Annotated in this window: 18 protein-coding genes, 1 other RNA gene and 1 pseudogene; 7 read left to right on the top strand and 13 right to left on the bottom strand. The window is 59.0% G+C overall.

What is annotated here, in order from left to right:
* Nucleotides 1-4: 4 nt before the first annotated feature.
* Both E8K88_RS18580 and E8K88_RS18670 read right to left on the bottom strand, forming a co-directional pair.
* Entirely contained in the window at nucleotides 5-1,669 is a 1,665-nt protein-coding gene (locus E8K88_RS18580) for a DUF2339 domain-containing protein (protein ID WP_136405685.1), read from the bottom strand.
* Nucleotides 1,668-2,999 (bottom strand): annotated as a pseudogene (locus E8K88_RS18670) (DUF2339 domain-containing protein); the annotation flags it as partial. The gene E8K88_RS18580 and the pseudogene E8K88_RS18670, both read right to left, overlap by 2 nt.
* Nucleotides 3,000-3,297: 298 nt before the next feature.
* Here E8K88_RS18670 and E8K88_RS05685 point away from each other — a divergent pair.
* Genes E8K88_RS05685 through E8K88_RS05670 form a run of 4 tightly spaced genes read left to right on the top strand, consistent with a single transcriptional unit; the run spans nucleotide 3,298 to nucleotide 5,896 of the window.
* Nucleotides 3,298-3,888, top strand: coding sequence for a YqgE/AlgH family protein (locus tag E8K88_RS05685; protein ID WP_136405683.1), 591 nt, complete (start codon nucleotides 3,298-3,300; stop codon nucleotides 3,886-3,888).
* A 60-nt stretch (nucleotides 3,889-3,948) separates the two neighbouring features.
* The gene (ruvX, locus tag E8K88_RS05680; RefSeq protein WP_136405709.1) at nucleotides 3,949-4,401 is read left to right on the top strand and encodes a Holliday junction resolvase RuvX; all 453 of its coding nucleotides are present in this window, start codon (nucleotides 3,949-3,951) and stop codon (nucleotides 4,399-4,401) included.
* The gene (gene pyrR, locus E8K88_RS05675) at nucleotides 4,398-4,913 is read left to right on the top strand and encodes a bifunctional pyr operon transcriptional regulator/uracil phosphoribosyltransferase PyrR (RefSeq protein WP_136405682.1); all 516 of its coding nucleotides are present in this window, start codon (nucleotides 4,398-4,400) and stop codon (nucleotides 4,911-4,913) included. Before ruvX ends, pyrR begins: the two co-directional genes overlap by 4 nt.
* Before the next feature lie 20 nt (nucleotides 4,914-4,933).
* On the top strand, nucleotides 4,934-5,896 hold the full coding sequence (locus E8K88_RS05670; protein ID WP_136405681.1) for an aspartate carbamoyltransferase catalytic subunit: 963 nt from the start codon (nucleotides 4,934-4,936) through the stop codon (nucleotides 5,894-5,896).
* A gap of 90 nt (nucleotides 5,897-5,986) precedes the next feature.
* On the opposite strand, the gene E8K88_RS05665 is transcribed toward E8K88_RS05670, so the two are convergent.
* The 7 genes from E8K88_RS05665 to E8K88_RS05635 form a co-directional block, all read right to left on the bottom strand.
* Nucleotides 5,987-6,424 (bottom strand): Spy/CpxP family protein refolding chaperone, encoded by a 438-nt coding sequence (locus E8K88_RS05665; protein WP_168797253.1) that lies wholly within the window; start codon nucleotides 6,422-6,424, stop codon nucleotides 5,987-5,989.
* Between the two features lie 165 nt (nucleotides 6,425-6,589).
* A complete protein-coding gene (locus E8K88_RS05660) occupies nucleotides 6,590-7,264 on the bottom strand; it encodes a glutathione S-transferase family protein (RefSeq protein WP_136405679.1) in 675 nt (224 codons plus the stop codon).
* A gap of 10 nt (nucleotides 7,265-7,274) precedes the next feature.
* Complete coding sequence (locus E8K88_RS05655; RefSeq protein ID WP_136405678.1) at nucleotides 7,275-8,936, bottom strand: acyl-CoA synthetase; 1,662 nt, start codon at nucleotides 8,934-8,936, stop codon at nucleotides 7,275-7,277.
* An 84-nt stretch (nucleotides 8,937-9,020) separates the two neighbouring features.
* Nucleotides 9,021-10,364: a TRAP transporter large permease gene (locus E8K88_RS05650; RefSeq protein ID WP_136405677.1), complete on the bottom strand. Its 1,344-nt coding sequence runs from the start codon at nucleotides 10,362-10,364 to the stop codon at nucleotides 9,021-9,023.
* The gene (locus E8K88_RS05645) at nucleotides 10,361-11,023 is read right to left on the bottom strand and encodes a TRAP transporter small permease subunit (RefSeq protein WP_136405676.1); all 663 of its coding nucleotides are present in this window, start codon (nucleotides 11,021-11,023) and stop codon (nucleotides 10,361-10,363) included. The genes E8K88_RS05650 and E8K88_RS05645 overlap by 4 nt, the downstream gene beginning before the upstream one ends.
* 11 nt (nucleotides 11,024-11,034) lie before the next feature.
* Nucleotides 11,035-12,066, bottom strand: coding sequence for a TRAP transporter substrate-binding protein (locus E8K88_RS05640; RefSeq protein ID WP_136405675.1), 1,032 nt, complete (start codon nucleotides 12,064-12,066; stop codon nucleotides 11,035-11,037).
* Between the two features lie 94 nt (nucleotides 12,067-12,160).
* Complete coding sequence (locus E8K88_RS05635) at nucleotides 12,161-13,582, bottom strand: aminotransferase-like domain-containing protein (RefSeq protein ID WP_136405674.1); 1,422 nt, start codon at nucleotides 13,580-13,582, stop codon at nucleotides 12,161-12,163.
* Nucleotides 13,583-14,026: 444 nt separating this feature from the next.
* Between E8K88_RS05635 and E8K88_RS05630 the strand changes: the two genes are divergently transcribed.
* Entirely contained in the window at nucleotides 14,027-15,742 is a 1,716-nt protein-coding gene (locus E8K88_RS05630) for a thiamine pyrophosphate-dependent enzyme (RefSeq protein ID WP_136405673.1), read from the top strand.
* A 60-nt stretch (nucleotides 15,743-15,802) separates the two neighbouring features.
* On the opposite strand, the gene E8K88_RS05625 is transcribed toward E8K88_RS05630, so the two are convergent.
* The 3 genes from E8K88_RS05625 to E8K88_RS05615 form a co-directional block, all read right to left on the bottom strand.
* Nucleotides 15,803-16,708, bottom strand: coding sequence for a LysR family transcriptional regulator (locus tag E8K88_RS05625; protein ID WP_136405672.1), 906 nt, complete (start codon nucleotides 16,706-16,708; stop codon nucleotides 15,803-15,805).
* Nucleotides 16,709-16,777: 69 nt separating this feature from the next.
* The gene (locus E8K88_RS05620; protein WP_136405671.1) at nucleotides 16,778-18,505 is read right to left on the bottom strand and encodes a vWA domain-containing protein; all 1,728 of its coding nucleotides are present in this window, start codon (nucleotides 18,503-18,505) and stop codon (nucleotides 16,778-16,780) included.
* A gap of 159 nt (nucleotides 18,506-18,664) precedes the next feature.
* Entirely contained in the window at nucleotides 18,665-19,642 is a 978-nt protein-coding gene (locus E8K88_RS05615) for a LysR family transcriptional regulator (RefSeq protein WP_136405670.1), read from the bottom strand.
* Nucleotides 19,643-19,962: 320 nt separating this feature from the next.
* Between E8K88_RS05615 and E8K88_RS05610 the strand changes: the two genes are divergently transcribed.
* On the top strand, nucleotides 19,963-22,164 hold the full coding sequence (locus tag E8K88_RS05610; RefSeq protein ID WP_136405669.1) for a malate synthase G: 2,202 nt from the start codon (nucleotides 19,963-19,965) through the stop codon (nucleotides 22,162-22,164).
* Between the two features lie 132 nt (nucleotides 22,165-22,296).
* Here the strand turns inward: E8K88_RS05610 and rnpB are convergent.
* Nucleotides 22,297-22,636: RNase P RNA component class A (rnpB, locus tag E8K88_RS05605), an RNA gene on the bottom strand.
* Nucleotides 22,637-22,837: 201 nt separating this feature from the next.
* Between rnpB and E8K88_RS05600 the strand changes: the two genes are divergently transcribed.
* Nucleotides 22,838-23,356, top strand: coding sequence for a Dps family protein (locus E8K88_RS05600; RefSeq protein WP_136405668.1), 519 nt, complete (start codon nucleotides 22,838-22,840; stop codon nucleotides 23,354-23,356).
* Nucleotides 23,357-23,360: the final 4 nt, after the last annotated feature.

Raw genomic sequence — 23,360 nt, 5'->3', positions numbered from 1 at the left:
TCTCTTAAGGTGTCACAGGATCATCGGTTGCAGCGGCTTTGCGCGCTGCCGGCATGGGGGCGAAATAACCAATCGCGACCATCAACGCACCCACGGCAATAAAGGCCACAATGCGCTCTCCCCCACCGCTATTGGCCATATCGACCAGCAGCATTTTAAGCACGGTGACGGCCAACAAACCTGCACCGGCTTGCCACAGCAAGCGTTGGCCCACGCGGCGCGCCCACAGCATCGCCAGCAAGGCCAGCACCGTCCACAGCACCGAATAACCGGCTTGCACCACAAAGGAATCGGCCAATGCATCGACCTGCCAGCGCACGCCAAAATAATGGTGGGCCACGCGCAACCAAATGGTGTTGAGCACGACAAAGCCCAAGGCGGCAATGGCCAGCCAACTGCTGCGCCACGTCCATACCGAAGCCGCTGCGACCCAAGGGGCTTGCGCAATCCGCAAACGCCACAGTGCAATCGCAGCCACACCCAGCAAAACCGTCAAATCAACCGGATTGAGCAGCGGCACATACGGCAAAGGTGCCACCTTGCCACGCACCAAACAAGCCGTGACCAGTGTGCATATGCCCACCAGCAAGGCGACGCCAGCGCCTGCATGCAGCAAGTAGTCAGGGCGGAAACGATTGAGCGGCCAGCGCTGGGGCGTGCCTGTCCACCAAGCTGCGCGGCTGAGCAACAAAAGCACCACAATCGCACTGAAGGTGCCAGCCACGGCCGACCAATCAGACTGCCACAGCTGCGCCCAATCGGCCAGGCTCACCAAACTGCGTCCTAACAGCAAGAATCCCAATACCACATTGGCAGTATGCACGACGCGCCAGTACAGCACCGGGCCGCGGCGGTCTGCGCGCTGCAGCACAGCCAGATACACCACCGCAATCACACTCCATAACGCCAGCTCGGCCCAACCCCAATGGAGCTCCCAGACCGCCACCAACACATGCCATGCCACAACTGGGAACATGGCATAAGCGGCCAGGCGCGCGCCTCTCCAGTCATAACGCTGCGCCGCCCACTGAGCAGCCGCCACCAACGCCATAAAGCCCAGCACCCGCCACGCCAACAGCACTGCGCTGTGCGCAAACGCTTGCCAGACACTGGGTTGCAGTTGCGCCCACAAGCCCTGCAAGGCCCAAGTAAAGCCAACCACGAACAAGACCACGCTGACGACACCACTCAGATGCTGCAGCCACGCGGCCAAGTTCGCCCCGGCACTGCGCGGCCAAGGGTCATGGCGTGACCACCACGAGATCGCCCCAGCGCCCACGGCCATGAACAGGCAAGAGAGAAAATCGGCATTGACAAACGGCAGGCGCGCCACTGGTTCGGGTGCATATAGCATCGCGTAATAGCGGCTGTCGAGTGCATCCATCATCAGCACACCGGCCACAGCCTGCAAGACGACACCGAGCACGCAGCCCCATTTGAGCCCTTGCTGGCGTGAGAGCCAGTACACCGCAGCCCCTTCCAATGCCCACACCGCCGCCGTGATTTGCTGCTCCAGCGCCAGTGGCACAGCCACGGTAACCAGCAGCAAGCCAATCGCCGCATAACTTTGCACCAGCCAGCGCCCCGCCTCGCTGGTGCGCTGACGCAGCAGCCATGCCAGCACAATATAGAGCGCCCCCCCCCAGCACGGCTGACAGTGCCGCGCCATATTCGCTGAAATCCACCAAATTCACTTGCAAGCCCAAAACCACAATGGGCAGGCCAAACACCAGCGTCGCATCGACCTTGTGCTGGCGTTCTGCGCCATGGCGCAACGCATAGAGCAGGCCAATGAGCAAATAAATCATAAAAAACGTCAGCAAAAATACCTGGCTGGTAGCATAGTAGCTGGCCTGGTAGCGCAGCACGCCCCACAAAGTGGCGACACCAAAAGTCGCCACAAAGCCCAGCACATTGACAGCGCGCCAAGGCCGCACAAAGGCCAAACCCACAATGGCCAGATTCAGCAACAAGTAATAGCCAAACAAACTCACATGGCTGCCAGAACCATCAGAGAGCAGCACTGGCGTGGCAAACGCGCCAGCAAACCCCACAAAGGCAAGCGCCTGGGCGCTGCGCAGAACCGCAATGGCACTGGAGAGCGCGCACACCGACACCATCAGCACGAACGCCCAGCTGGCTGGCAGCAAGCCATAGAGTTTGAACGCCGAGAAAATCGCCAAATACAAGACTGCCACGCCCAGGCCCTGCAGCAGCACGCCATAATCAAAACGGGCAGTCGCAGAACCTAAGCTGCGTGCCTGCTCTTGCTCGGCAGCCTTGGCCGGTTTGGCTGCCGACATGCGTGCGCCTTGCAGCAACAAACCAATGCCTACCAGCGCAATCGCTGCCAAGCGGGCCTCGGGCGGGAACATGGAATTGTCAGCCGCCCATTTGGCCAAAAACGCCAACCCCACAAAGAGCATCAACGCACCCAGGCGCGCCACCACATTGCCGCTGGTCAACCAATTGCGTACCGCTGCGCTGCAACGCGCCAGCACCGTCGGTTCGGCTGCATCAGGCGTACGCGCTGCTGCAACTGGGCGTTGGCTCGACAGACTCGCTGCCTCACTGATCCCATAAGCGCTCAGCGACTCTTGCCACTGTGCAGGGTTCACCGGCTCGGACTCAAAACGGACCGCTGCTGCAGCAACTGGCACAGAAGCAGAAGCTGAAGCAGTAGCCAATGGATCGCGCGCGCCATGAGGGTCGCGCTGAGCAAACGCCTCAAGCGGCTCGTCCACATAGTCTGTGGCCGCTGCGCCTGAAACGCTGGGGCCAGCATCACGCGCGATGGCCCGCTCCTGTTGCTTGGTGGGCGCAGCTGCCTGCTGGGCTTGCCTATGCAGGCGCGCAAACTCGCTGCGAACGCTATTGCGCAAGGTCCAGCCTGCCAGCGCCCCGATCAACGCACCTGCGAACACACCGATTGGTCCCCACCAATAGGAATCGCACAGCCAACCAATGACTGCCCCCCAGATGACTCCCCATAGAACCATGATATGCCCTCATTCATGTGGTGCGCAGCATCAGACTGCGCGGTCTAAGACCGAATAGTAACTGTGGATTGACAGATCAAAAAGCACCTTTGTCATGCACGTCGCCAGCGTACTGGGCCCAGGCAGCGCAGCATGCAGAAAAACGCCAAAGTGGCCCATTTCAATACCGAACCGCCCATCCGCGTCATACCGATGCAGCATCGCCTCGGGAAACTCTGCAAAACCCTAATCATGTCCTTTTACGTGGGACACTAAGCGCCAGTCCAAACAGCCTTCGACATTGCCTTAAAATCAGCCTATGCCGTCCAAACAAGACCACCCCATTGACCTCACAGGTCACCTGTTGATTGCCACTCCTGGCCTGGAGGACGACTTATTTGGCGGTAGCGTGGTGTATGTGTGCGAGCACAATGCCCAAGGCGCTTTGGGCCTGATCATCAATAAAACCACCGACATCAATGTGCGTCACCTGTTCTCGCGCCTGGAGCTGAGTTTGGCACGCGATGACTTGGCCGACCTGCCGGTATTGATGGGCGGCCCACTGCACCAAGACCGCGGTTTTGTGCTGCACGAAGCCCATGTCCTGGAGGGCGAGAAGCAATATGCGTCGTCCCTTCCGGTGACAGCTGGTTTGGCAATGACGTCCTCCAAAGACGTGATGAACGACATGAGCCAGGGCATTGGCCCACGCAAAGCGCTCATGGCCTTGGGCTGCTCGTCGTGGGACGAAGGCCAGCTCGAGAGCGAGCTGGCCGCTAATGCCTGGCTGACCGTGCAAACCGATGCCGACTGGCTCTTCACGCTGACGCCCTCGGAGCGCTATGCCAAGGCCTTTCAGTTGCTGGGGGTTGATCCGCTGCGCATGGTCAGCACGCCAGGCCATGCCTAAGCCAATGCATCCATGGATCTACCAAACGGTGCAGACACGCGCCTCGCTCCGGAGCTGCGCATGAGCAGCACCGCTTTTGTCGAATCATTGGGTTTGCCTGAGGGCAGCCTCACCGTGCCGCCGCAATGGGGCACGTTTTTGGCATTTGACTTCGGCACCAAACGAACCGGCGTGGCCTTTGGCACGCGCCTGTTGGCCAGTGCCAATCCAGTCGGTGTTCTGGCTGCCCAAGGCAAGGCGCAGTTTCCGCTGGCACAAACCTATATCACGCAGTGGCAACCCGATGCGCTGGTGGTGGGCATTCCGTTTCACCCTGATGGCGCCGAACACGACAACACCGCCCTGGCGCGCAAATTCATGCGCAGCTTGCATGGCCGCTTTGGTCTGGCCGTCTTTGGCGTCGATGAGCGCTACAGCACCACCGAGGCCCTGGCTGGCGGCGCTGGCGAGAGCCAGGTCGATGCGCAATCTGCGGCTATCATCCTCACTCAGTTTTTAAGGAATCTGCCATGACGGAAATTTCCTCTTCAGGCTTTCTGGCACTGGATGCCGAGAGCCTCTACAGCGACCTGCGCGCCGGTGTGTCACGCCTGCTAGAGAAAGACACCAAGCTCGCTGGCATTACCTCGGGCGGCGTCTGGCTGGTCGAGCGCCTGATTCAGGATCTGCAACTGTCCCAGCAAGCCAATACGCTGTCGTCAACGCTGCACCGCGACGATTTTGCGCAGCGCGGCCTCACCAACAGCGCGCAGACCAGTCTGGATTTTGATGTCAACGGCGCCGACATTCTGGTCCTCGACGATGTGCTCTACACCGGCCGCACAATCCGCGCCGTGCTCAACGAGCTGTTTGATTACGGGCGCCCTGCCCGCGTGCGACTGGCAGTACTGGTCGACCGCGCAGGTCGCCAGCTTCCCATTGAAGCGACCTACGCAGCCGCTCGCCTGTCCCTGCCCGCCAGCCAGAAATTGGCACTGGCCCGCCAAGACAGCGGTAGTTTGCACTTTGCCATTGAACAAGCGTAACGACGCCCTAAGACACCACCATGCTGGCACGCCACAACCCCCAACTGAACAAACACGGTGAGTTGATCCACCTGCTCTCCACCGAAGGCCTGTCGCGCGAGATTCTCACGCATATTCTGGACACGGCCAGCAACTTCGTCTCGGTCAGCGACCGCGAAGTCAAAAAAGTCCCGCTACTGCGTGGCAAAAGCGTCTTCAACCTGTTTTTTGAAAACAGCACGCGCACCCGCACCACCTTTGACATCGCGGCCAAACGCTTGTCGGCCGATGTGTTCACGCTGGACATCACACGTTCGTCCACGGCCAAAGGTGAAACCCTGCTGGATACTGTCGCCAACCTGTCTGCGATGGCGGCCGATATCTTTGTCGTGCGCCACAGCGAATCGGGCGCGCCTTACCTGATCGCCCAGCACGTCGCCCCGCACGTGCACGTGGTCAATGCAGGCGATGGCCGCCACGCCCATCCGACCCAAGGGTTGCTGGACATGTACACAATCCGCCACTACAAGAAAGACTTCACCAATCTGTCGGTGGCCATTGTCGGCGATGTGCTGCATTCACGTGTGGCCCGCTCTGACATACACGCCCTGACCACGCTGGGCTGTCCTGATGTGCGCATTGTCGGCCCACGCACCTTGGCGCCAGAGAGCTTCACCGCAATGGGTGCACGCGTGTTTGACAACCTGCAAGAAGGCATCAAAGACGCCGACGTGATCATCATGCTGCGCCTGCAAAACGAGCGCATGAGCGGCGCGCTGCTGCCATCGAGCCAAGAGTACTTCCAGAACTTTGGTCTGACCCAGGAAAAACTGCGCTGGGCCAAGCCCGACGCGATTGTGATGCACCCTGGCCCAATCAACCGTGGCGTAGAAATCGACTCCGACGTGGCCGATGGCCAGCAAAGCGTGATCTTGCCACAGGTGACTTTTGGCATTGCTGTGCGCATGGCGGCAATGTCCATTGTGGCAGGCAACGAGGCCTGACATCACTCGCACGCTCAGGCCAACCAACCGTTGGCAATGCCCACCAGCGCGTCCAGGACGCGCTAGTGGGCTACTCAAACAAGGGGCGCTTTACTCTGCGCGTTGCTGTCTGTCAGGTGGCGATTTACCGTGTTTTTCCTCGGCATCAAACACTTGTTGCTGCGCGGGTGTCAGCTGGTCATAAAAGGCTTTTCTGGCCTCTTCTTTGGCTTGTTTGCGCGCATCACGCTGCTGCTTACGCTCTGCTTTTTGCTCGTCTGTAAGCGTCGGCTTTTCTGCACGTGCTTCATGCGCTTGACGCGCGGGTCGATCCGACTCCATAGCTGCCTGGTATTGCTCCCAAGCGCCTTGTTGCTTGTCTGACAAATTCAACTTGTCTTTAAGCTCAGCGGTATGTGCAACCTGGTCACGCTTGTACTGCTCTGCACCTCGACCTTCTTGGGCATGGCCCTGGGCTTGCACTGTAAAAACACTGCCAGCCAATACAGACGTGGCCAGCACAATACGCAACGATGTAGCAAAAGTCATCTCATTCATCCTTTTAAAGTGCCCTTGCACAGGATGTGCTTTGGCGATGAGTGAATTCTGCATTCGGTAGGTATCGTGCTTGTGTGCGCGTGTCGCCCGCTTGTAAAGCTATGTGTCCTTCACATTGACACAATAGGCGCTTGCGCTGGACAGCACCGTCCCCAATCAGGCTTTAAAAGCTGCCGCCTCAGGCACACCCTGGGCCCGTGCCGCCTCGGCCTGCACCTGCAACGCCTGCTGAAACCCTGCACGGCTTTGCAAACGCTGCCAGTAGGCTTGCGTCGCTGGGCCCGCCATTGGCAGCAAGCCCAAGCCGTCTGCCAGCATCAAGGCATAGCCCACCGAAATATCAGCTGCCGTAAAACGCTGTGCGCACAACCAATCGCGCTGCTGCAGTTGCGGCTCCAGGACTTTCAAGCGTGCCAAGAACCAACGCTGGTAATCCTCTACCACCTGCGGCTGCAAACGCTCAGGGCTCTCAAACCGGCCATAACGCAACACCAAAGTTTGCGGGAAGGTCAGGGTCGCCTCCCCATAATGCAGCGCATTGAGCCAAGCGCCATAGTCGGCATCCGCCGGGGTTAGCGCCAACGCCGACTCTGGCTCACGGCTGACCAAATACTGCGTGATCGCCGCCGACTCGGTCATCCACACGCCGCCATCTCGGAACGCAGGCACGGTGCCCAATGGATTGCATTGCAAAAAATCACGCTGGTGTACTCTGGGCGGAAACGGCATAACCGTCAGCTGGTAATCCCGCCCATGGACTTTGCCCAATTCGGCCAAGGTCCACAAGGGACGAAACGAACGCGCACTCACGCAGTGGTACAGCTCCATCATAAGTGCTCCTTTAGACCGATTGGCGCTGTGTTAGCTGCGCTTGCTGCTGTGCTTCAGCTGCGGCTTGCTCGCGCAGTTCACGGCGGATGATCTTGCCAGTAGTGGTCATTGGCAAAGCCTCAACGAAGCTGACCTCACGGGGATACTCATGCGCAGCCAGACGGGTCTTGACCCAGTTTTGAATCTCTTTGGTCAAATCCTCATCCGGCATGATGCCCTCGCGCAGCACCACATACGCTTTGACGATTTCGGTGCGCTGCGCATCGGGCTTGCCAATCACGGCCGCGAGCCGAATATCGGGGTGGCCCAGCAAGCAATCCTCAATCTCGCCAGGGCCGATGCGGTAGCCCGACGAGGTGATCACGTCGTCATCACGGCCAACAAAAGCAAAACGCCCTTGCGCATCCTGCACGCCCACATCGCCGGTGAGCAACCAATCGCCTACAAACTTGGCCTCGGTGGCGGCCGGATTATTCCAGTAGCCCAAAAACATCACCGGGTCGGGTTTGTGCACCGCAATCAGGCCCTGCGTGCCTGGTGGCAGCAATTGGCCTTGGTCATCGACAATCGCCAATGTATGGCCAGGCACGGCACGCCCCATGCTGCCGGGCTTGGCTGGCTCAAGCGCAGCACAGGACGACACCAGCATATTGCATTCGGTCTGGCCGTAAAACTCGTTGATGGTCAAACCAAAAGTGCTGCGCCCCCATTCCAACAGCTCGCTGCCAAGCGACTCACCACCGCTGGCAATGCTGCGCATGTTCAGCTTCCAGCGCTTTGGCACATCAGCCACTGCACGCATCATTTTCAAAGCCGTGGGCGGAATAAACGCATTGCGTATCTGCTGCTGCTCAATCAAGTCAAACGCCGCCTCGGGCGTGAACTTTTCAAAGCGCCGCACGACCACCGCCACGCCATGGTGCAGCGCGGGCATCAGCACATCCAGCAGTCCGCCGATCCAGGCCCAGTCAGCCGGCGTCCAGATGCGGTCGCCTGGCTGGGGAAAAAAATCATGGCTCATTTCCACGCCAGGCAAATGGCCCAGCAACACACGGTGTGCATGCAAAGCGCCCTTGGGCTGGCCGGTCGTGCCCGAGGTGTAGATCAGCACCGCTGGGTCATCGGCCAAGGTCTGCACGGGCTCAAACTGTGCGCTGTGCGCCGCCATTGCAGCATGCAGATCCAGCGCGCCATGTACTGCGCCATCCATGCACAAAACATGTTGCAAGTCAGGCAACTGCGCGCGCAGCAAAGCCACACGCCGCGCCCCTTCAGCATTGGTGATGACGACCCGCGCGCCGGAATTGCCCAAGCGATATGCCAACGCCTCTTCACCAAACAGCGTGAACAGCGGAATCGAAATAGCACCCAGCTTGTGGCTGGCAATATGGCCCAATGCGGTCTCAGGCGCTTGTGGCAACAAAATGGCGACGCGGTCACCACGCTCTGTGCCCAGACTGCGCAGTACATTCGCCAGCTGATTCGATTGTGCTTTGAGTTGGCCAAAACTGTAGTGCGTCTGGCCCTGCTCACTCACATGGATCAACGCCAGGCGTTCGGGCTCGCGTTCGGCCCATTTGTCACACACATCGACGCCCATGTTGTAGTGCTCGGGAATGTTCCAAGCAAAGTCCCGGCGCACGGCCTCATAGCTGTCTTGTTGTTGCAGCATTGTGGTATCCCTTGAATCAATTGAAATACGGCTCTATGGCCCTAGACGAGCGCAGCGCTTGGCGCGCTGCGCCCTTGTGTGGCATTACACGAACTTTGGCAACCACAGCGCCAGTGCGGGGAACAAGGCAATCGCCAGTACCGCCAGCAATTGCAGGCCGACAATCGGCATGACACCGCGGTAAATATCCAGCGTCGACACATCGGGCGGGGCAATGCCTTTGAGGTAGAACAACGCATAACCAAACGGCGGCGTGAGAAACGAGGTTTGCAAATTGACTGCCACCATCACCGAAAACCACAGCAGCACATCGGTTTGGCTGGCAAACGCATCGCCAAAATCCAGGGTGGCCACAATTGGCGCGAACAGCGGCAATACCAGGAACGAAATCTCAATCCACTCCAGGAAAAAGCCCAGCAAAAAAATCAGCAGCATGATGCCCAGCACCACCACATACGGACTCAGGCCAAAAGCGGCAACGGCATCTTCGATCATGGTTTGCCCACCCAACCGCTTGAAAATCAAACTGTAGGCAGTCGCACCAACGGCCAGAAACAAGATCATGCCGGTGGTCTTCATGGTCGACTGCAGGCTGTCATTGAGCACTGCAACGCTCAGCTTGCGCTTGCACAATGCCAGTATCAGCGCGCCGCCAGCGCCAATCGCTGCGCCTTCGGTGGGCGTGGCAATCCCCGCGACAATCGAGGCCAGCACACTCAGCATCAACAATGCAGGCACGACCAGGTCACGCAACACACGCAGCAAGATGCGCCCCAAGGGCTGGGGGTTGGCACTGACCGGACTGGGCGGCACTTTGTGCGGTGCAAAAACAGCATGGTAGAGCACATACAGGATGTAGAAAAGCGCCAGCATCACACCGGGTATGATGGTGGCAGCAAACAAATCGCCCACCGGCACCTGCATCACATCACCAAACACCACCAGCATGATGCTGGGCGGCACCAAAATACCCAATGTGCCAGAACCCAGGATGATGCCAATCGCCAAGGTCTTGCTGTAGCCACGCGCGAGCATCATGGGCAAGGCCAGAGTCCCCATCAGCACCACAGAGGCACCGACAATACCGGTGCTGGCCGCCATCACAATGCCAATGCCAATCACGGCCAGCCCGAGCCCGCCGGGCTTGCCTCTGAACAGGTTTTCCAGCTCATAGAGCAGGTTGTCGGCAATTTTGGACTTGTCCAGCATGATGCCCATGAACACAAACAAGGGAATGGCCGCCAGAATCCAATTCTCCAGCACCGAGCCAAACACCCGGTTGGTCACCAGCGAGAACGAAGCCAGCGGCACATCGCCCACAAACATGAAAACAATCGACAAACCACCGAGCAAAAAAGCCACCGGGTAACCAGAAAAAATGCCGACAAGCAAGGCCAACAGCATCAAAGAAGGCAAGAGGTAGCTCATACAGATTCCTTTTCAGCAGCACCGGCTGGCAGGCTCTCTGCAGCGGCTTTGTCGTGCATGGCGCGCTGCAAAAACTCCTGCTGCAGCGCTGGGGCCAGCACAAACGCCGCATTGCGCAGCACCCGCCCGACACCGCACACCACCAGCAAGGCACACCCCAGGGGCAGTACCGACTTGACCAGATAACGGTCTACCAGGCCGCCGCTATTGGACTGCTCGGCAAAACGGTGCGACATGGCCACAAAATCCAGCGAAAACCAGAACAGCAAGCCAAAAAATGGCAACAGCAACAACAGATCGCCCACCAGGTCAATGCCAGCGCGCGCGCGCATGGACAAGGCCGCTGAGACCACGTCAACGCGGATATGCTGGTCTTGCTGCATGGTGTAGGCACCGGAGAGCATCACCACCAGCGCAAACAAATGCCATTGCAGCTCACCCACGCCTGTCATGCTCAAATGCTTGCCAAACAACGGAATCGCTGTGTCCCAGCTGGCCACCTGGCTCCAGCTCATTTGCGCGCCGACCACGGCAAACAAGACCACCAGCACCAACGCAAAAATAATCCACGCGCCCATGCGTCCGGGTACCGCGCTGAGTTTCATCAGCGCGACACCGAGATTGGCCATGGCGCGCAAGCCTGAGTGCTCACGCATCATGTCGCTCCTGTTCAGTTGAGTTGTTGCAGCTCTTGCCAGCGTTTAGCGCGCTGCATATGGGCCTGCAATGAGTCGTAGGCTTCTTTGAAAACAGCGTCTTTGCCCGCTTCTTCCTGCACCACGTCGTCAGTGGCTTTGCGCAGCACATCCAGCACCGAGTCAGGCAGGCGGCGCACTTGGGTGCCCTGGGCTTCCAAACGCTGTACAGCATCCATCTGGCTTTGCACGCCATTGGTCAGGGTCCACAGCATGGTGGAGCGGCACGCAGCCATGATCTGGTTTTGCTGCAGCTTGCTAAAACCATCCCAGGTTTTCTTGTTGATCATCACAGACAAGATGCTCGACGGCTGGTGCCAGCCTGGGAAATAGTAGAACTGCGCAGCTTTTTGCAGCTGGATCGACTCGTCAATGCTCGGCAGTGAGAATTCGGCCGCATCAATGCGCCCACGGTCCAGCGAGACAAACACCTCGCCGCCAGGAATCATTTGGGTGGTCGCGCCCGCCTTGTTCAGCGCATGGCCGGCCAACCCGCCAATGCGCATGCGCAAGCCTTTCAAGTCCTCAGGGCTATTGATTTCTTTGCGAAACCAGCCAGCCGGCTCGGGCGGCACGCTAGCGCAAGGCAAAAACTGCAGGTTGTACTTGTCATAGGCTTTTTGCACAATCTCTTTGCCGCCGCCTTCCCACATCCATTCGGCCAGCACTTCAGGCGGTGGGCCAAACGGCAGGGCGCCAATCAAATTGGTCACAGGAATGCTACCGCCCCAGTAACCGACCCAGTCATAACCTGCTGGCACCGCGCCGCTGCTGACTGCCGTCAACACCTCCAGCGGTGGCACCAGATCGCCAGCGCCATGGATTTCAAACTGGACTTTGGAGTCCGTGACCTCGTTGACATTCTTGGCAAACTGCTTGAGCGCATCGCCCAAAAACAGCATGTCTTTCGGGAAGGTGCTGGCGACGTCAATTTTCTGGGCCTGCGCAGCAGGGGCGATGAAGGTGCAAGCCAGCGCAATGGCGGCAACAATAAGAGAGGGTTTCATGTTTTTGTCTCCTGAGGTATTTCTTAGAACGTGTTTACGATGAGTCGAAGGCGAAAGCGGCAAAGATCGTGAGGGGCATCTCCTTGTTGATGGTTTAAACAGCCGAGCTGCGCCCGCGTGCCACGCGGTTGCGCACCGCACGTAGGGCGGTATCAAAACGCGGATCGGCCAGCGCAAACGGGTTGCAACGGCTCCAGGCACTGGGCTGGGAGAAATCGACCGAGAACAGCGCGCCCGGCGCCAGCATCACGTTCTCGATTTGCAAGGCCCTGGCCAGCTCCAGGCTGTTGTCGGCCTCTGGAAAGCGTGCCCATAAAAACAGCGACTGCCGGTAGTCGCAAAACACCTCGGCCCCCCATTGCCTGAGCTTGTCTTGCGCCGCTGCCGTGGCTCGGCGCAAATCGCTGCGCTGGCGTTGCAAAAAGCGTTCATAGCTCGGGTCTTCAATAATGGCTTCGACGGTGCGCTCGCAATACTCGGCGCTGCTGATATTGAGCAACGTGCGAATATCAGCCAGGGCATCGACCAGCGCAGGCGCAGCCACCAAAAAACCCACGCGCAAGGCTGGCGAGATGGTTTTTGAAAACGAGCCTACGTGCACTGTGCTGTGCAGCTGGTCGGTCTGGGCCAGCTTGCTGGTTGGGCCGTCGTACAAACCGCTCAAAGAATCGTTGTCCACCACCAGCACGTTGTGCGCTGCACACAAGGCCACGACTTGCCGTGCCTTGGTCTCCGAGTAAAAACTACCGGTCGGATTCTGCATGGCTGATTGGGTGAAAAACAGCCGTGGACGCCAGCGCACAATCGCCTGCTCCAGGGCCTGCAAACACGGGCCATCGGGTTGGCGCTCAATGCCCACCACGTTGGCATTGGCCATTTTCAACTTGGCAATCAGCGGGTAGTAGCCGGGCTCGTCAGTCAACACGGTATGGCCTTGCGAGACGCCATAGCGCACCAGCAACTCCATGGCCTCGTTAGCCCCATGCGTGAGCATGATGTGGTCTGGCTCACAGGCCAGGCCGGCGGTGGTCAAATTGCGCGCCAGCACGCGCCGCAAAGCCAGGTAGCCGAGGCGGTCGCCATAGCGCGACATGGAGCGAATGCCGCTGCGCGCAATTTTGGGGTAGTAGCGGTCGATGCGCAGCTTCTCCATCGACTCAGGCGGCATAAAGGCATCGCCAACGGCCAATTGACCAGGCTGCACGGCCAGCTGCGTTTGCAACAGCCAGACAATATTCATCGCATGCACTTTTTGCTGCGACGCAGCTTGCGGCACGCGCTCATCGGGTGCTATCGCACGGACATAAAAACCGGAGCCACGTCTGGGCTCCACCAGGCCACGTGCGACCAGCATTTCAAAGGCCGATACGACCGAGTTTTTGCTGACATCGCTTTGGCGCGCCAGACTGCGCAGCGACGGCAGCTTCTCACCCTCACGGTAGACACCGGAGAGAATTTGCTGCGCGAGAATCTCAAACAGCTGCTGCGGCTTGTGCGGTTTGCTTGGTTTTTGCATGGCAGAGTGCGGCGCTGTCTCAAACGTACTGCACAGGCACTGCGGCAGCTGCAGCATGGTCAAGGCTGGCTGCAGCACGCTGCTGACTGGCCTCGCATGCATTGGGCGCCAACATCCTCGCTGATTCAAACACAGTGTCTCCTGTCATTTTTATGGCGCAATCTCTGCACTGCGCTTTAGGTACAGGCCATTCTGACAGACACTTTCAGCCTATTTAGGTACAGTTGAGCGAGACAGTCAGACACTTAGTACATACCCCGATCATTCCGATTCGGAATAGGTTAGCCACCATTGGTTATTTGCCAAGCCCTACTCTGAACCCTAGCATGGTGCCTCGCACCGCCTGAAAAACAGCCCAAGCGGATGGGCTGATGGCGCCCTCCTCGACCGCACCCACTTTCTTATCCGTGCGCCCTCAGGCATGGACTTTATGAGCAGACTGATATGACCCAACCTCCCACCTCTTCATCCACCCAAAGTGCTGGCCGCGTACTGGTCGATGCGCTGGCCCTGAACGGCGTAGAACGCGTGTTTTGCGTGCCCGGCGAGAGCTATTTGGAAGTGCTGGATGCGTTGTACGATGCCCCCGGCATTGATGTGGTGGTGAGCAAACACGAAGGCGCAGCAGCCTATATGGCCGAAGCCGATGGCAAGCTCACCGGCCGGCCTGGCATATGCATGGTCACTCGTGGCCCCGGCGCCACCCACGCCAGCATTGGGGTGCACGTGGCCCAGCAAGACTCGACACCCATGATATTGTTCATCGGCCAGATCACCAGTGGATTCAAAGGCCGTGATGTGTTTCAAGAAATGGACTACCAGCAAGTCTTTGGCTCCTACGCCAAGCTGGTCATTGAAATTGACCATGCTGACCGCATGGCCGAGTTGGTCGCACGCGCCTTCCAGACCGCCGTCTCTGGCCGGCCTGGCCCAGTGGTGGTGGTCTTGCCAGAAGACATGCTTGAAATGAGCACGCCCAACGGCGCCTGCAAAGCCACGCCGATCGAGCCCGTAGGCGTCACGCCCGCCACCGCACAGGCCATTGTCCAGTTGCTCAGCCAAGCCAAGCAGCCCTTGGTCATCGCGGGCGGCAGCCAATGGGATGCACAGGCCAGCGCACAACTGGCCGCGTTTGTGCAGCACTGGCAATTGCCACTGGCCAGCTCTTTCAGACGCCAGGATGCATTGGACAACAACCACCCGCAGTACGTCGGGCACTTGAGTCTGGGGATGCACAGTGGTGTGCGCGCGATGGTGCACAACGCCGACCTGCTGATCAACCTGGGTGCACGGCTGACCGACACCGCCACAGCCGACTACCAAATCATCCATGCACCACAGCCGCAGCAAACGCTGGTGCATTGCCATGTCGATGCCAGCGAATTAGGGCGCGTGTTCCAAGCCGATATCGCCGTAGCCGCCACACCGGCGGCATTGCTCAGCGCGCTGACTGCGGCAGCACCCAGTGCAGGCACGGTGCAAGCGGCTGCACAGCGTTGGCGCGACTGGCTGCAGCACGGACGCAAGCACTTCATCGAATGGAGCAGCCGCCCCACCGACACGAACCCCAGCACGGCAAGCGCAGCGCCACAAGGCGTGGACTTGCGCGAAGCGATACTGCATTTGAACGAGGCACTTGCCGCCGATGCCATCGTCACCAATGGCGCCGGCAACTACGCCGCATGGCTGCACCGTTTCTACCGCTATCGCCAAGCCAAAACCGAACTGGCACCGATTTGCGGCGCAATGGGTTATGGCTTGCCTGCCGCGATTGCCGCCTCGCTGCGCTACCCAGAGCGCAGCGTAGTCTGTGCCGCAGGTGACGGCTGCTTCATGATGTACCCGCAAGAGCTGGCCACTGCAGCAGAGTTTGGTGCCAAGCTGATTGTGCTGCTGGTCAACAACGGCATGTATGGCACGATCCGCATGCACCAGGCCAAACGCTATCCGGGCCGCGTCAGCGCCACACGTTTGCAAGGGCCGGACTACTGCGCGCTGGCACGCTCCTTTGGTGCTTATGCCGAACTGGTCACACAGACGCAGGATTTTGCCGCCGCCTTTGCCAGAGCCCAGCAACACCAGGGCCTGGCGGTGCTGGAGCTGCGCACCGACCCGCAGCAAATCACACCCGAGCTGCGCTTGAGCGCGCAGGATTTGTAAAAACGTGTTTACGATCTTTTTACAGGCCGCATTGGAGCCCAACGGGCAAGGCTGCGCGGACTAGACCTCGGTGAATTGCTGGGCCTGCTGCTGCAGCCAATTCCTGAAGGTCTGCAAGGGTGGAAAATGCGCGCGCCGCTCTGGCCAGACCAGGTAATACGCGCCCACGCTTTGCAGTGCCGGTAAATTGGGCACAGCGCAAACCAGCTCCCCCTGTTGCAGCTCGCGCTCAATCAAAAAGCGCGGCAGCAAGGCCACCCCAATCCCAGCGACCGCAGCCTGCGCCAGCGTCGCAAATTGGTCGAAATGCACGCCCAAAGGTACCTGGACGGCATGGCCCTCGTCGGTAAACCAGCGCTGCCAGGCATCGGCCCGTGAGCTCAAATGCAATAGCGGCACATGCGCCAGATCGCTCACTTGCGCCATCCGATGCGCAGCAAAAAACTGCGGGCTGCAAGCGGGCACGATGGTCTCGGGCATGAGGAATGCCGATTGCGCACCAGACCAGTCGGCCTGGCCAAAATGGATGGCCGCATCCTGCCGGTCCAGCTGAAAGTCAAACTTGGCCAAGCGGGTGCTCAGATTCAGCGTGATGCCTGGGTGCTTCTGAAAAAAATCAGGCAGGCGCGGCGCCAACCAACGCGTACCAAAGGTCGGCAAAATCGCCAAATTCAGCACCCCGCCCTGCGGGTTGGTCTTGCAGGCCAGCGTCGCACTGCCCAGCCGCGTCAAGGCCTCGCGCACTTCCTGCGCGTAGGCCTGGCCCACGCCGCTGAGCTTGACGCCTTGGCGCTCCCGAATGAACAGCTCGGTGCCAACAAACTCTTCAAGAGCACGCACTTGGCGGCTGACAGCACTTTGCGTCAGGTGCAGCTCGGCCGCAGCAGCGGTAAAACTCAACAGCCGTGCCACGGCCTCAAAAGCGACCAGCAAGGGGGTGGGAGGAACATCTCTGCGCGTAAACATAGCTGCGCATTGTCGGTGAACTGGGCCGTGTCGCAAAGACTCGGCAGGATTTATCCCCTCCATGCGAGCTCACTGCTGTGCAGAGCCAGCACTCAACGGTGTCTGCAAGGCTTGCGCCAGCTCCACCAACTGCACAAAGCTGCGGCGGTAGCCCTGCGCATCGCTGCCCAGTGCAGACCTGGCCAGTTCGGCGGTATCGGCATAGCGCCATTCACCCAGATAGCTGGTGCCACGCAATTGCTGGCCAAATGCCGCGACCGCTGCGGCAAAGCGCCAATCGCTGCTCGCTTGCGCGCTGGTCTGTGCTGTGGTTTTGGCCGCAATGACCTCGGTCAACTCCACCGCACTGGTGTGGCCGGGGCGCTTGTAGCGGATGCGCAGCTCGCCCAACTCGCCCTCATGCTGGCGCTGCACATCCGCCGCTACAGCTGCCTGGGGCTGGTTTGCGGCGTAACGCCGCCCAGGCAAACTGCCTGGCTGGCCGACCAGCGTGATTTCATACAGTGCAGTCACGCTTTTGCCTGCGCCGATTTCAACGGCATCGACCTGGTCATTGCGAAAATCTGCTTCATTGAGCAGGCGGTTTTCATAGCCAATCAAGCGCCACTCGGCCACAGTGTCGGGGTTGAACTCCAGCTGCAGCTTCACATCGGCAGCCACGGTATTGAAGGTCGCGGACAACTCCTCGACCAAAACCTTGCGGCCTTCTTGCAGCGAATCGATGTAGCTGTAATTGCCGTTGCCGACTTGGGCCACTTGCTTCATCAGCGCTTCGTTGTAATTGCCCTGGCCAAAGCCCAAAGTCGTCAAGGAAATGCCCGAAGCGCGTTGGCGCTCGACCATTTTTTTGATCTGCTCGGTGCTGGTCACGCCGACATTGAAGTCACCATCGGTGGCCAACAACACGCGGTTGATACCGCCTGGAATATAGCCTGCGCGCGCTTGCTGGTAAGCCAGCTCCAAGGCCGAGGCGCCAGCAGTGGCGCCGCCTGCCGTCAAGCGGCTAATGGCCGCCAGGATCTTGTGCTTGTCGCTGCCGCTGGTGGGCTCCAATTCAACCGCTGTGCGCCCGGCATACACCACCAGAGACACCTTGTCTTGCGGGCGCAGTTGCTCCACCAGCAGCTTCAAGGTGGCCTGCACCAGCGGCAATTTGTCACGCGCCTCCATCGAACCCGACACATCGACCAAGAACACCAGGTTCGCTGGCGGCATGTCGATGCTGTTGCGCTCAACGGCCTTGACGCCCACTCGCAGCAACAACTTGTCCGCATTCCAAGGCGCGGGCGCAACCTCGGTGCTCAAGGCAAACGGATGTTCAGCCTGGGCCTGGCCGTAGTCATAGGAGAAATAATTGATCAGCTCCTCAACCCGCACCGCATCGGTAGGCGGCAGCTGGCCTTGCTGGATGAAACGCCGCACATTGCTGTACGCGCCAGTGTCCACATCCAGACTCAGCGTGGACACGGGCTCTTGCGTGCTGCGCTTGATGGGGTTGCCTGAGAACTGCGCGTACTGCTCGCGCATCTGTTGCTGGGGCGCAATGGCCACATCCGCAAAGCCATACAAAGTCACGCTGTTGCCAGTTTGGCTAAAGCGCGCCATAGGCTCAGAAGCGGGTGAGCGCATGGTCGGCGCAGGCTTGGTCAACGGCGCCGGCGCTGGCGCCACCGCAGGCGCGCTGCTTGAATTGCTTGGCTGTTGGCTGACGGTCTCGCCATGGCGCTGGCCACAGGCGGCAACAGACAGTGCCAGACACACGGCCGCGCCCCAGCACACGATGTTTTTTGCTTGCATGTTTTCTCCTTGAACCTCAGTGAGATCGGTGATGACATGCAGTGATACGCTGGTGTGCAAAAAAACGGGTTAAAACGGATTAATACAACGTTGGCGATTTCTTCACAAAGGCGCAAAGCCCCAAAGTACCTACACCGCCACGAAGGCACTTGGCCAGGTTCAAGTCTCGCGCTGCCAAAAGCCCGGCACCTCGTATTGCTCGCGCAAAAAATCAATCCACAAACGCACCCGCAGCGGCATGTGTTTACGCTCTGGCACGACGGCGTAGATGCCGTTTGGCGCGGCCGCAAAGTCCTCCAGGATCTGCACCAGCCGGCCGCTGGCAATATCGGCCTCAACCTCCCAGGTACTGCGCCAGGCAATGCCATAACCGGCCAGGCACCAGTCGTGCAAGACCTGGCCATCGGTGCAATCCAAACTGCCACGCGGCTTGACATGCATGTTTTGGCGGTGCAGATGCACATTGGACGGTGATGCGTCTCTACCAGCCAGTGCCTCGGCCTCCAACTCGGATTGCTGCACAGAAAACGCCCAGCCCTTGCTTTGCGAGGCTTCGCTAGAAAGCCCTAAGCAGTTGTGCTGCGCCAAATCGGCTGGTTTGAGCGGCACACCAAAACGCGCTATATACGCTGGCGAAGCCACGCAGAGGCGGCGGTTATCGGCCAGGCGGATGCTGACCAGACTCGAATCAGGCAAATCACCAACCCGCACCGCGCAGTCATAGCCCTCACCGGCCAAATCCACCAGGCGGTCACTGAGATTGAGTGAAATGCGCACCTCGGGGTGGCGATCACGAAACAAGGGCACCAAAGGCGCAACATGCCGGCGACCAAAACCGGCTGGAGCCGTCAGCCGCAAATGCCCACTGGCCTTGACGCTGCCAGCAGAGACGCTGGCCTCGGCATCGGACCAGTCGGCCAACAAGCGCTGGCAGCTCTCTAAAAAAGCCGCGCCTTCGTGGGTCAGCGAGACGCGCCGTGTGGTGCGCACCAATAGCTTCACGCCTAGCAGCGACTCCAGGGCATCCAGGCGGCGGCTGACAATGGCGGGCACCACATCTTCTATTTTTGCCGCTGCGGTCAAGCTGCCTTGCGCAGCCACACGCACAAAGGTTTCAATGGCTTTGAATTTGTCCATAGCTCCAGGAATTGCACTAAAGGGCCACAACCCATAGCAGATGGCCTCACAATAAGAGGGCTGTCTGGGTGGTTTATTTTTTACTAAAACGCAATAGTAATTGTATTTTTGTATTATTTACCATCTTTAAAATATTTAATATAGTCTAGACATGGCTACTTCCCTCTGGATGCTGGTCAAGCGCAATCGAGCCGCTTGTGCCATCGAAAAGAGCAACAGCCACTTACAGAAAAAACCTGACCTATCGGTTTGGTTTGATTCATTGTTTAGACTCAAGCGCCACATGGCGCGGGCCCACTTCCTTTGCATCGGAGCGTTTTATGAGCACACAGCGGACCAAAGTCCACAACCTGCAGGTTGCCACTTCACTCAAATCGTTCGTAGACGAACAAGTTCTGCCTGGTACAGGTGTTGCCAGCGACGCGTTCTGGAGCGGCTTTGATGCCTTGGTGAGCGAGTACGCCCCCAAAAATGCCGCCTTGCTGGCCGAGCGCGACCGCCTGCAAACGGAGCTCGATACCTGGCACAAAGCCCACCCTGGCCCAGTCACTGACCTGGCCGCTTACCGCAGCTTCTTGGAAGGCATTGGCTACATCGTGCCAAGCCCGGCTGACGCACAAGCCACAACCACCAACGTCGATGACGAATTGGCCGTGCTGGCTGGCCCACAGCTGGTCGTGCCGATTCTGAATGCCCGTTACGCACTGAACGCCGCCAACGCACGCTGGGGCTCGCTGTACGACGCGCTGTATGGCACCGATGCCATTGCTAGCGACGACGGCGCAGAAGCCGGCAAAGGCTACAACCCAGTGCGTGGCGCCAAGGTCATTGCGTTTGCACGCCAATTCCTGGACGACTCCGCCCCACTGGCCAATGGCTCGTACAAGGACGCCACTGGCTTGGCCATCGAAGGCGGCAAACTCGTCGTGAGCCTGGGCAATGGCCTGAGCACCGGCCTCAAGGACGCCGCCCAATTCGTCGGCTACCGCGGAGATGCGGCCAATCCAAGCTCAGTTTTGCTGAGCAACAACGGCCTGCACATCGACATCCAGATCGACCGCAGCACTGCGATTGGCAAGGACGATGCCGCAGGCATCAGCGACGTGGTGCTGGAGGCGGCTTTGTCGACCATTTTGGACTTGGAAGACTCGGTCGCCGCAGTCGATGCCGAAGACAAGATTGCTGGCTACGCGAACTGGCTGGGCATTCTCAAAGGCACGCTGAGCGAAGAAGTCGCCAAAGGCGGCAAAACCTTCACGCGTACACTCAACGCCGACCGCATCTACACCGGTGCCAATGGCCAAGAAGTCAAGTTGCATGGCCGCTCTTTGATGTTCCTGCGCAATGTCGGCCACTTGATGACCAACCCTGCTATTTTGTGGGGCGCTGAAGGCAAAGAGATTCCTGAAGGCATCATGGATGCGGTGATCACCACGGCGATTGCGATTCACGACCTCAAAGGCCTGGGTGCCAACGGCATCCGCAACTCGCGCAAAGGCTCGGTCTACATCGTCAAGCCCAAAATGCACGGCCCGAGCGAAGTCGCCTTTGCCAATGCCTTGTTCGGCGCGGTCGAGAACCTGCTGGGCCTGCCAGCGAACACCGTCAAACTCGGCATCATGGACGAAGAGCGCCGCACCTCGGTCAACCTCAAAGCCGCGATTGCCCAAGCGCCTGCACGCGTGGCCTTCATCAACACCGGCTTCCTGGACCGCACTGGCGATGAAATCCACTCCATCATGCAAGCCGGCCCGGTGTTCCGCAAAGGCGATATGAAATCCAGCGCCTGGATTGCCGCTTACGAGAAAAACAACGTGTTGGTTGGCCTGTCCTGCGGCCTGCGTGGTCGCGCTCAAATCGGCAAAGGCATGTGGGCCATGCCTGATTTGATGGCTGAGATGCTCAAGCAAAAAATTGGCCACCCGAAAGCCGGTGCCAATACTGCCTGGGTGCCTTCGCCAACGGCAGCCACCCTGCACGCACTGCACTACCACCAAGTCAACGTAGGCGAAGTGCAGCAAGAGCTGGCTAAAACCAACTACGAAAGCGTGCGCGACAGCCTGCTGGCCGATTTGCTGACCATCCCTGTGGTGCAAGAAGCCAAATGGAGCGACGCCGAGAAACAGCAAGAGCTGGACAACAACATCCAAGGCATCCTGGGCTATGTGGTGCGCTGGATTGACCAAGGCGTGGGCTGCTCCAAAGTGCCAGACATCAACAACGTCGGCCTGATGGAAGACCGCGCAACGCTACGTATCTCCAGCCAGCACATCGCCAACTGGCTGGTGCATGGCGTGGTGACCGAGCAGCAAGTGCGCGAAACCTTTGAGCGCATGGCCGCAGTGGTCGACCAGCAAAACGCTGGCGACGCGCTGTACCAGAAAATGGCGGGCAACTTCGAGACCTCGTTTGCCTACCGCGCCGCCACTGACCTGGTGTTCAAAGGCGTTGAGCAGCCAAGCGGCTACACCGAGCCTTTGCTGCACGCCTGGCGCCTGAAGTTCAAAGCGGCACAAGCTTAAAACGACTTGCCAGCACACATGCGGTCCAATGGCCGCAGGTGTGCAAAGGTCAGAGCAACAAAAAAAGCGCACGTTCTCGCGAATGTGCGCTTTTTTGCATGGCCCAAGAAAAAACCAAGCCATTAAATAAAAGTGTGAAGTGCGCCGATACGCCGGATTTTGTGCATGGCTGCAAGCAACCATGTGACCGCCATTAATCTGGGCTGAGGGTCGCCCACTCAGCTCGGTGCTACCTACCCGCATGCTCGCCGGAACCAGTTCATCGCATGCCTATTTGGTATTGCTGCGCGTAGAGATTGCCCGTTTCACCCCGGCTGGTCTATCTTTCGACACTCCCGCCAGACTCGTCTCTGTTGCTCTAATCCTCACCTCACGGTGGGCAGGTGTTACCTGCTACGCTGTCCTATGCAGTCCGGACGTTCCTCCAGTGCGGTGTTTCCACGCTTGCACCAGCGACGGCCTAGCCCACTTCACAGTGCGCGATTGTAATCCAGCGCCACGCAACCGAACTTCATCCGCTGAGAAAACCTGCACCCAGGCTTGGAGCCTGGCTCCATTGTCATGCCCTATCAGCCCGATAAAAACACTCAACTAGCCATTTGGCCACTACCGCTACACAATAGACCCATCGCAACTTGGAATGCAGCAATGCATTGCTGAACAGGAGAACCAGATGGCCAAAACCACCAAAAATACAACTGCTCACAGCCACTCCGTTGCCATCAATATTGGCATCAAAGACAGCGACCGGGCTGCCATTGCGCAAGGCTTGTCACGCCTGCTGGCTGACACGACTACACTGTATTTAACCACCCACAACTTCCACTGGAACGTCACAGGTCCCATGTTTAATACATTGCACACGATGTTTGAAGGCCAGTACACCGAGTTGTGGAATGCGATTGACCCGATTGCCGAGCGCATCCGCTCACTAGGGCATTTTGCGCCTGGCTCCTATGCCGAGTTTGCCGCCCTGACTTCGCTGGACGATGCCCCTCAGCAGCCACCAGCGGCGCTGGAAATGGTGCGCATCTTGGTCGAAGGCCATGAGGCCGTGGCCCGCACCGCGCGCGAGTTGTTTCCGCTGGCCGACAAAGCCAGTGATGAGCCCACCGCCGACCTGCTGACCCAACGCTTGGCCGTGCACGAGCAGACCGCTTGGATGCTCAGGTCTCTGCTAGTAGAGCAATAATGGC

Origin of the sequence: Lampropedia aestuarii (assembly GCF_004803635.1) — a bacterium.
GTDB classification, from domain to species: Bacteria; Pseudomonadota; Gammaproteobacteria; order Burkholderiales; family Burkholderiaceae_C; genus Lampropedia; species Lampropedia aestuarii.
The sequence above is the reverse complement of the archived record's forward strand: the minus strand, read 5'-3'. Positions and strand labels throughout refer to the sequence as shown.

Bases quoted from the DNA above. Each gene is read 5' to 3' on its own strand.
- pyrR (WP_136405682.1), top strand. From the start codon at position 4,398: ATGACGGAAATTTCCTCTTCAGGCTTTCTGGCACTGGATGCCGAGAGC.
- E8K88_RS05600 (WP_136405668.1), top strand. From the start codon at position 22,838: ATGGCCAAAACCACCAAAAATACAACTGCTCACAGCCACTCCGTTGCC.
- E8K88_RS05665 (WP_168797253.1), bottom strand. From the start codon at position 6,424: ATGACTTTTGCTACATCGTTGCGTATTGTGCTGGCCACGTCTGTATTG.
- E8K88_RS05650 (WP_136405677.1), bottom strand. From the start codon at position 10,364: ATGAGCTACCTCTTGCCTTCTTTGATGCTGTTGGCCTTGCTTGTCGGC.
- E8K88_RS05645 (WP_136405676.1), bottom strand. From the start codon at position 11,023: ATGATGCGTGAGCACTCAGGCTTGCGCGCCATGGCCAATCTCGGTGTC.
- E8K88_RS05625 (WP_136405672.1), bottom strand. From the start codon at position 16,708: ATGTTTACGCGCAGAGATGTTCCTCCCACCCCCTTGCTGGTCGCTTTT.
- E8K88_RS05615 (WP_136405670.1), bottom strand. From the start codon at position 19,642: ATGGACAAATTCAAAGCCATTGAAACCTTTGTGCGTGTGGCTGCGCAA.
- E8K88_RS05685 (WP_136405683.1), top strand. From the start codon at position 3,298: ATGCCGTCCAAACAAGACCACCCCATTGACCTCACAGGTCACCTGTTG.
- E8K88_RS05610 (WP_136405669.1), top strand. From the start codon at position 19,963: ATGAGCACACAGCGGACCAAAGTCCACAACCTGCAGGTTGCCACTTCA.
- E8K88_RS05655 (WP_136405678.1), bottom strand. From the start codon at position 8,936: ATGCTGCAACAACAAGACAGCTATGAGGCCGTGCGCCGGGACTTTGCT.
- E8K88_RS05630 (WP_136405673.1), top strand. From the start codon at position 14,027: ATGACCCAACCTCCCACCTCTTCATCCACCCAAAGTGCTGGCCGCGTA.
- ruvX (WP_136405709.1), top strand. From the start codon at position 3,949: ATGAGCAGCACCGCTTTTGTCGAATCATTGGGTTTGCCTGAGGGCAGC.
- E8K88_RS05640 (WP_136405675.1), bottom strand. From the start codon at position 12,066: ATGAAACCCTCTCTTATTGTTGCCGCCATTGCGCTGGCTTGCACCTTC.
- E8K88_RS05670 (WP_136405681.1), top strand. From the start codon at position 4,934: ATGCTGGCACGCCACAACCCCCAACTGAACAAACACGGTGAGTTGATC.
- E8K88_RS05660 (WP_136405679.1), bottom strand. From the start codon at position 7,264: ATGATGGAGCTGTACCACTGCGTGAGTGCGCGTTCGTTTCGTCCCTTG.
- E8K88_RS05635 (WP_136405674.1), bottom strand. From the start codon at position 13,582: ATGCAAAAACCAAGCAAACCGCACAAGCCGCAGCAGCTGTTTGAGATT.
- E8K88_RS18580 (WP_136405685.1), bottom strand. From the start codon at position 1,669: ATGGCGCGGCACTGTCAGCCGTGCTGGGGGGGGGCGCTCTATATTGTG.
- E8K88_RS05620 (WP_136405671.1), bottom strand. From the start codon at position 18,505: ATGCAAGCAAAAAACATCGTGTGCTGGGGCGCGGCCGTGTGTCTGGCA.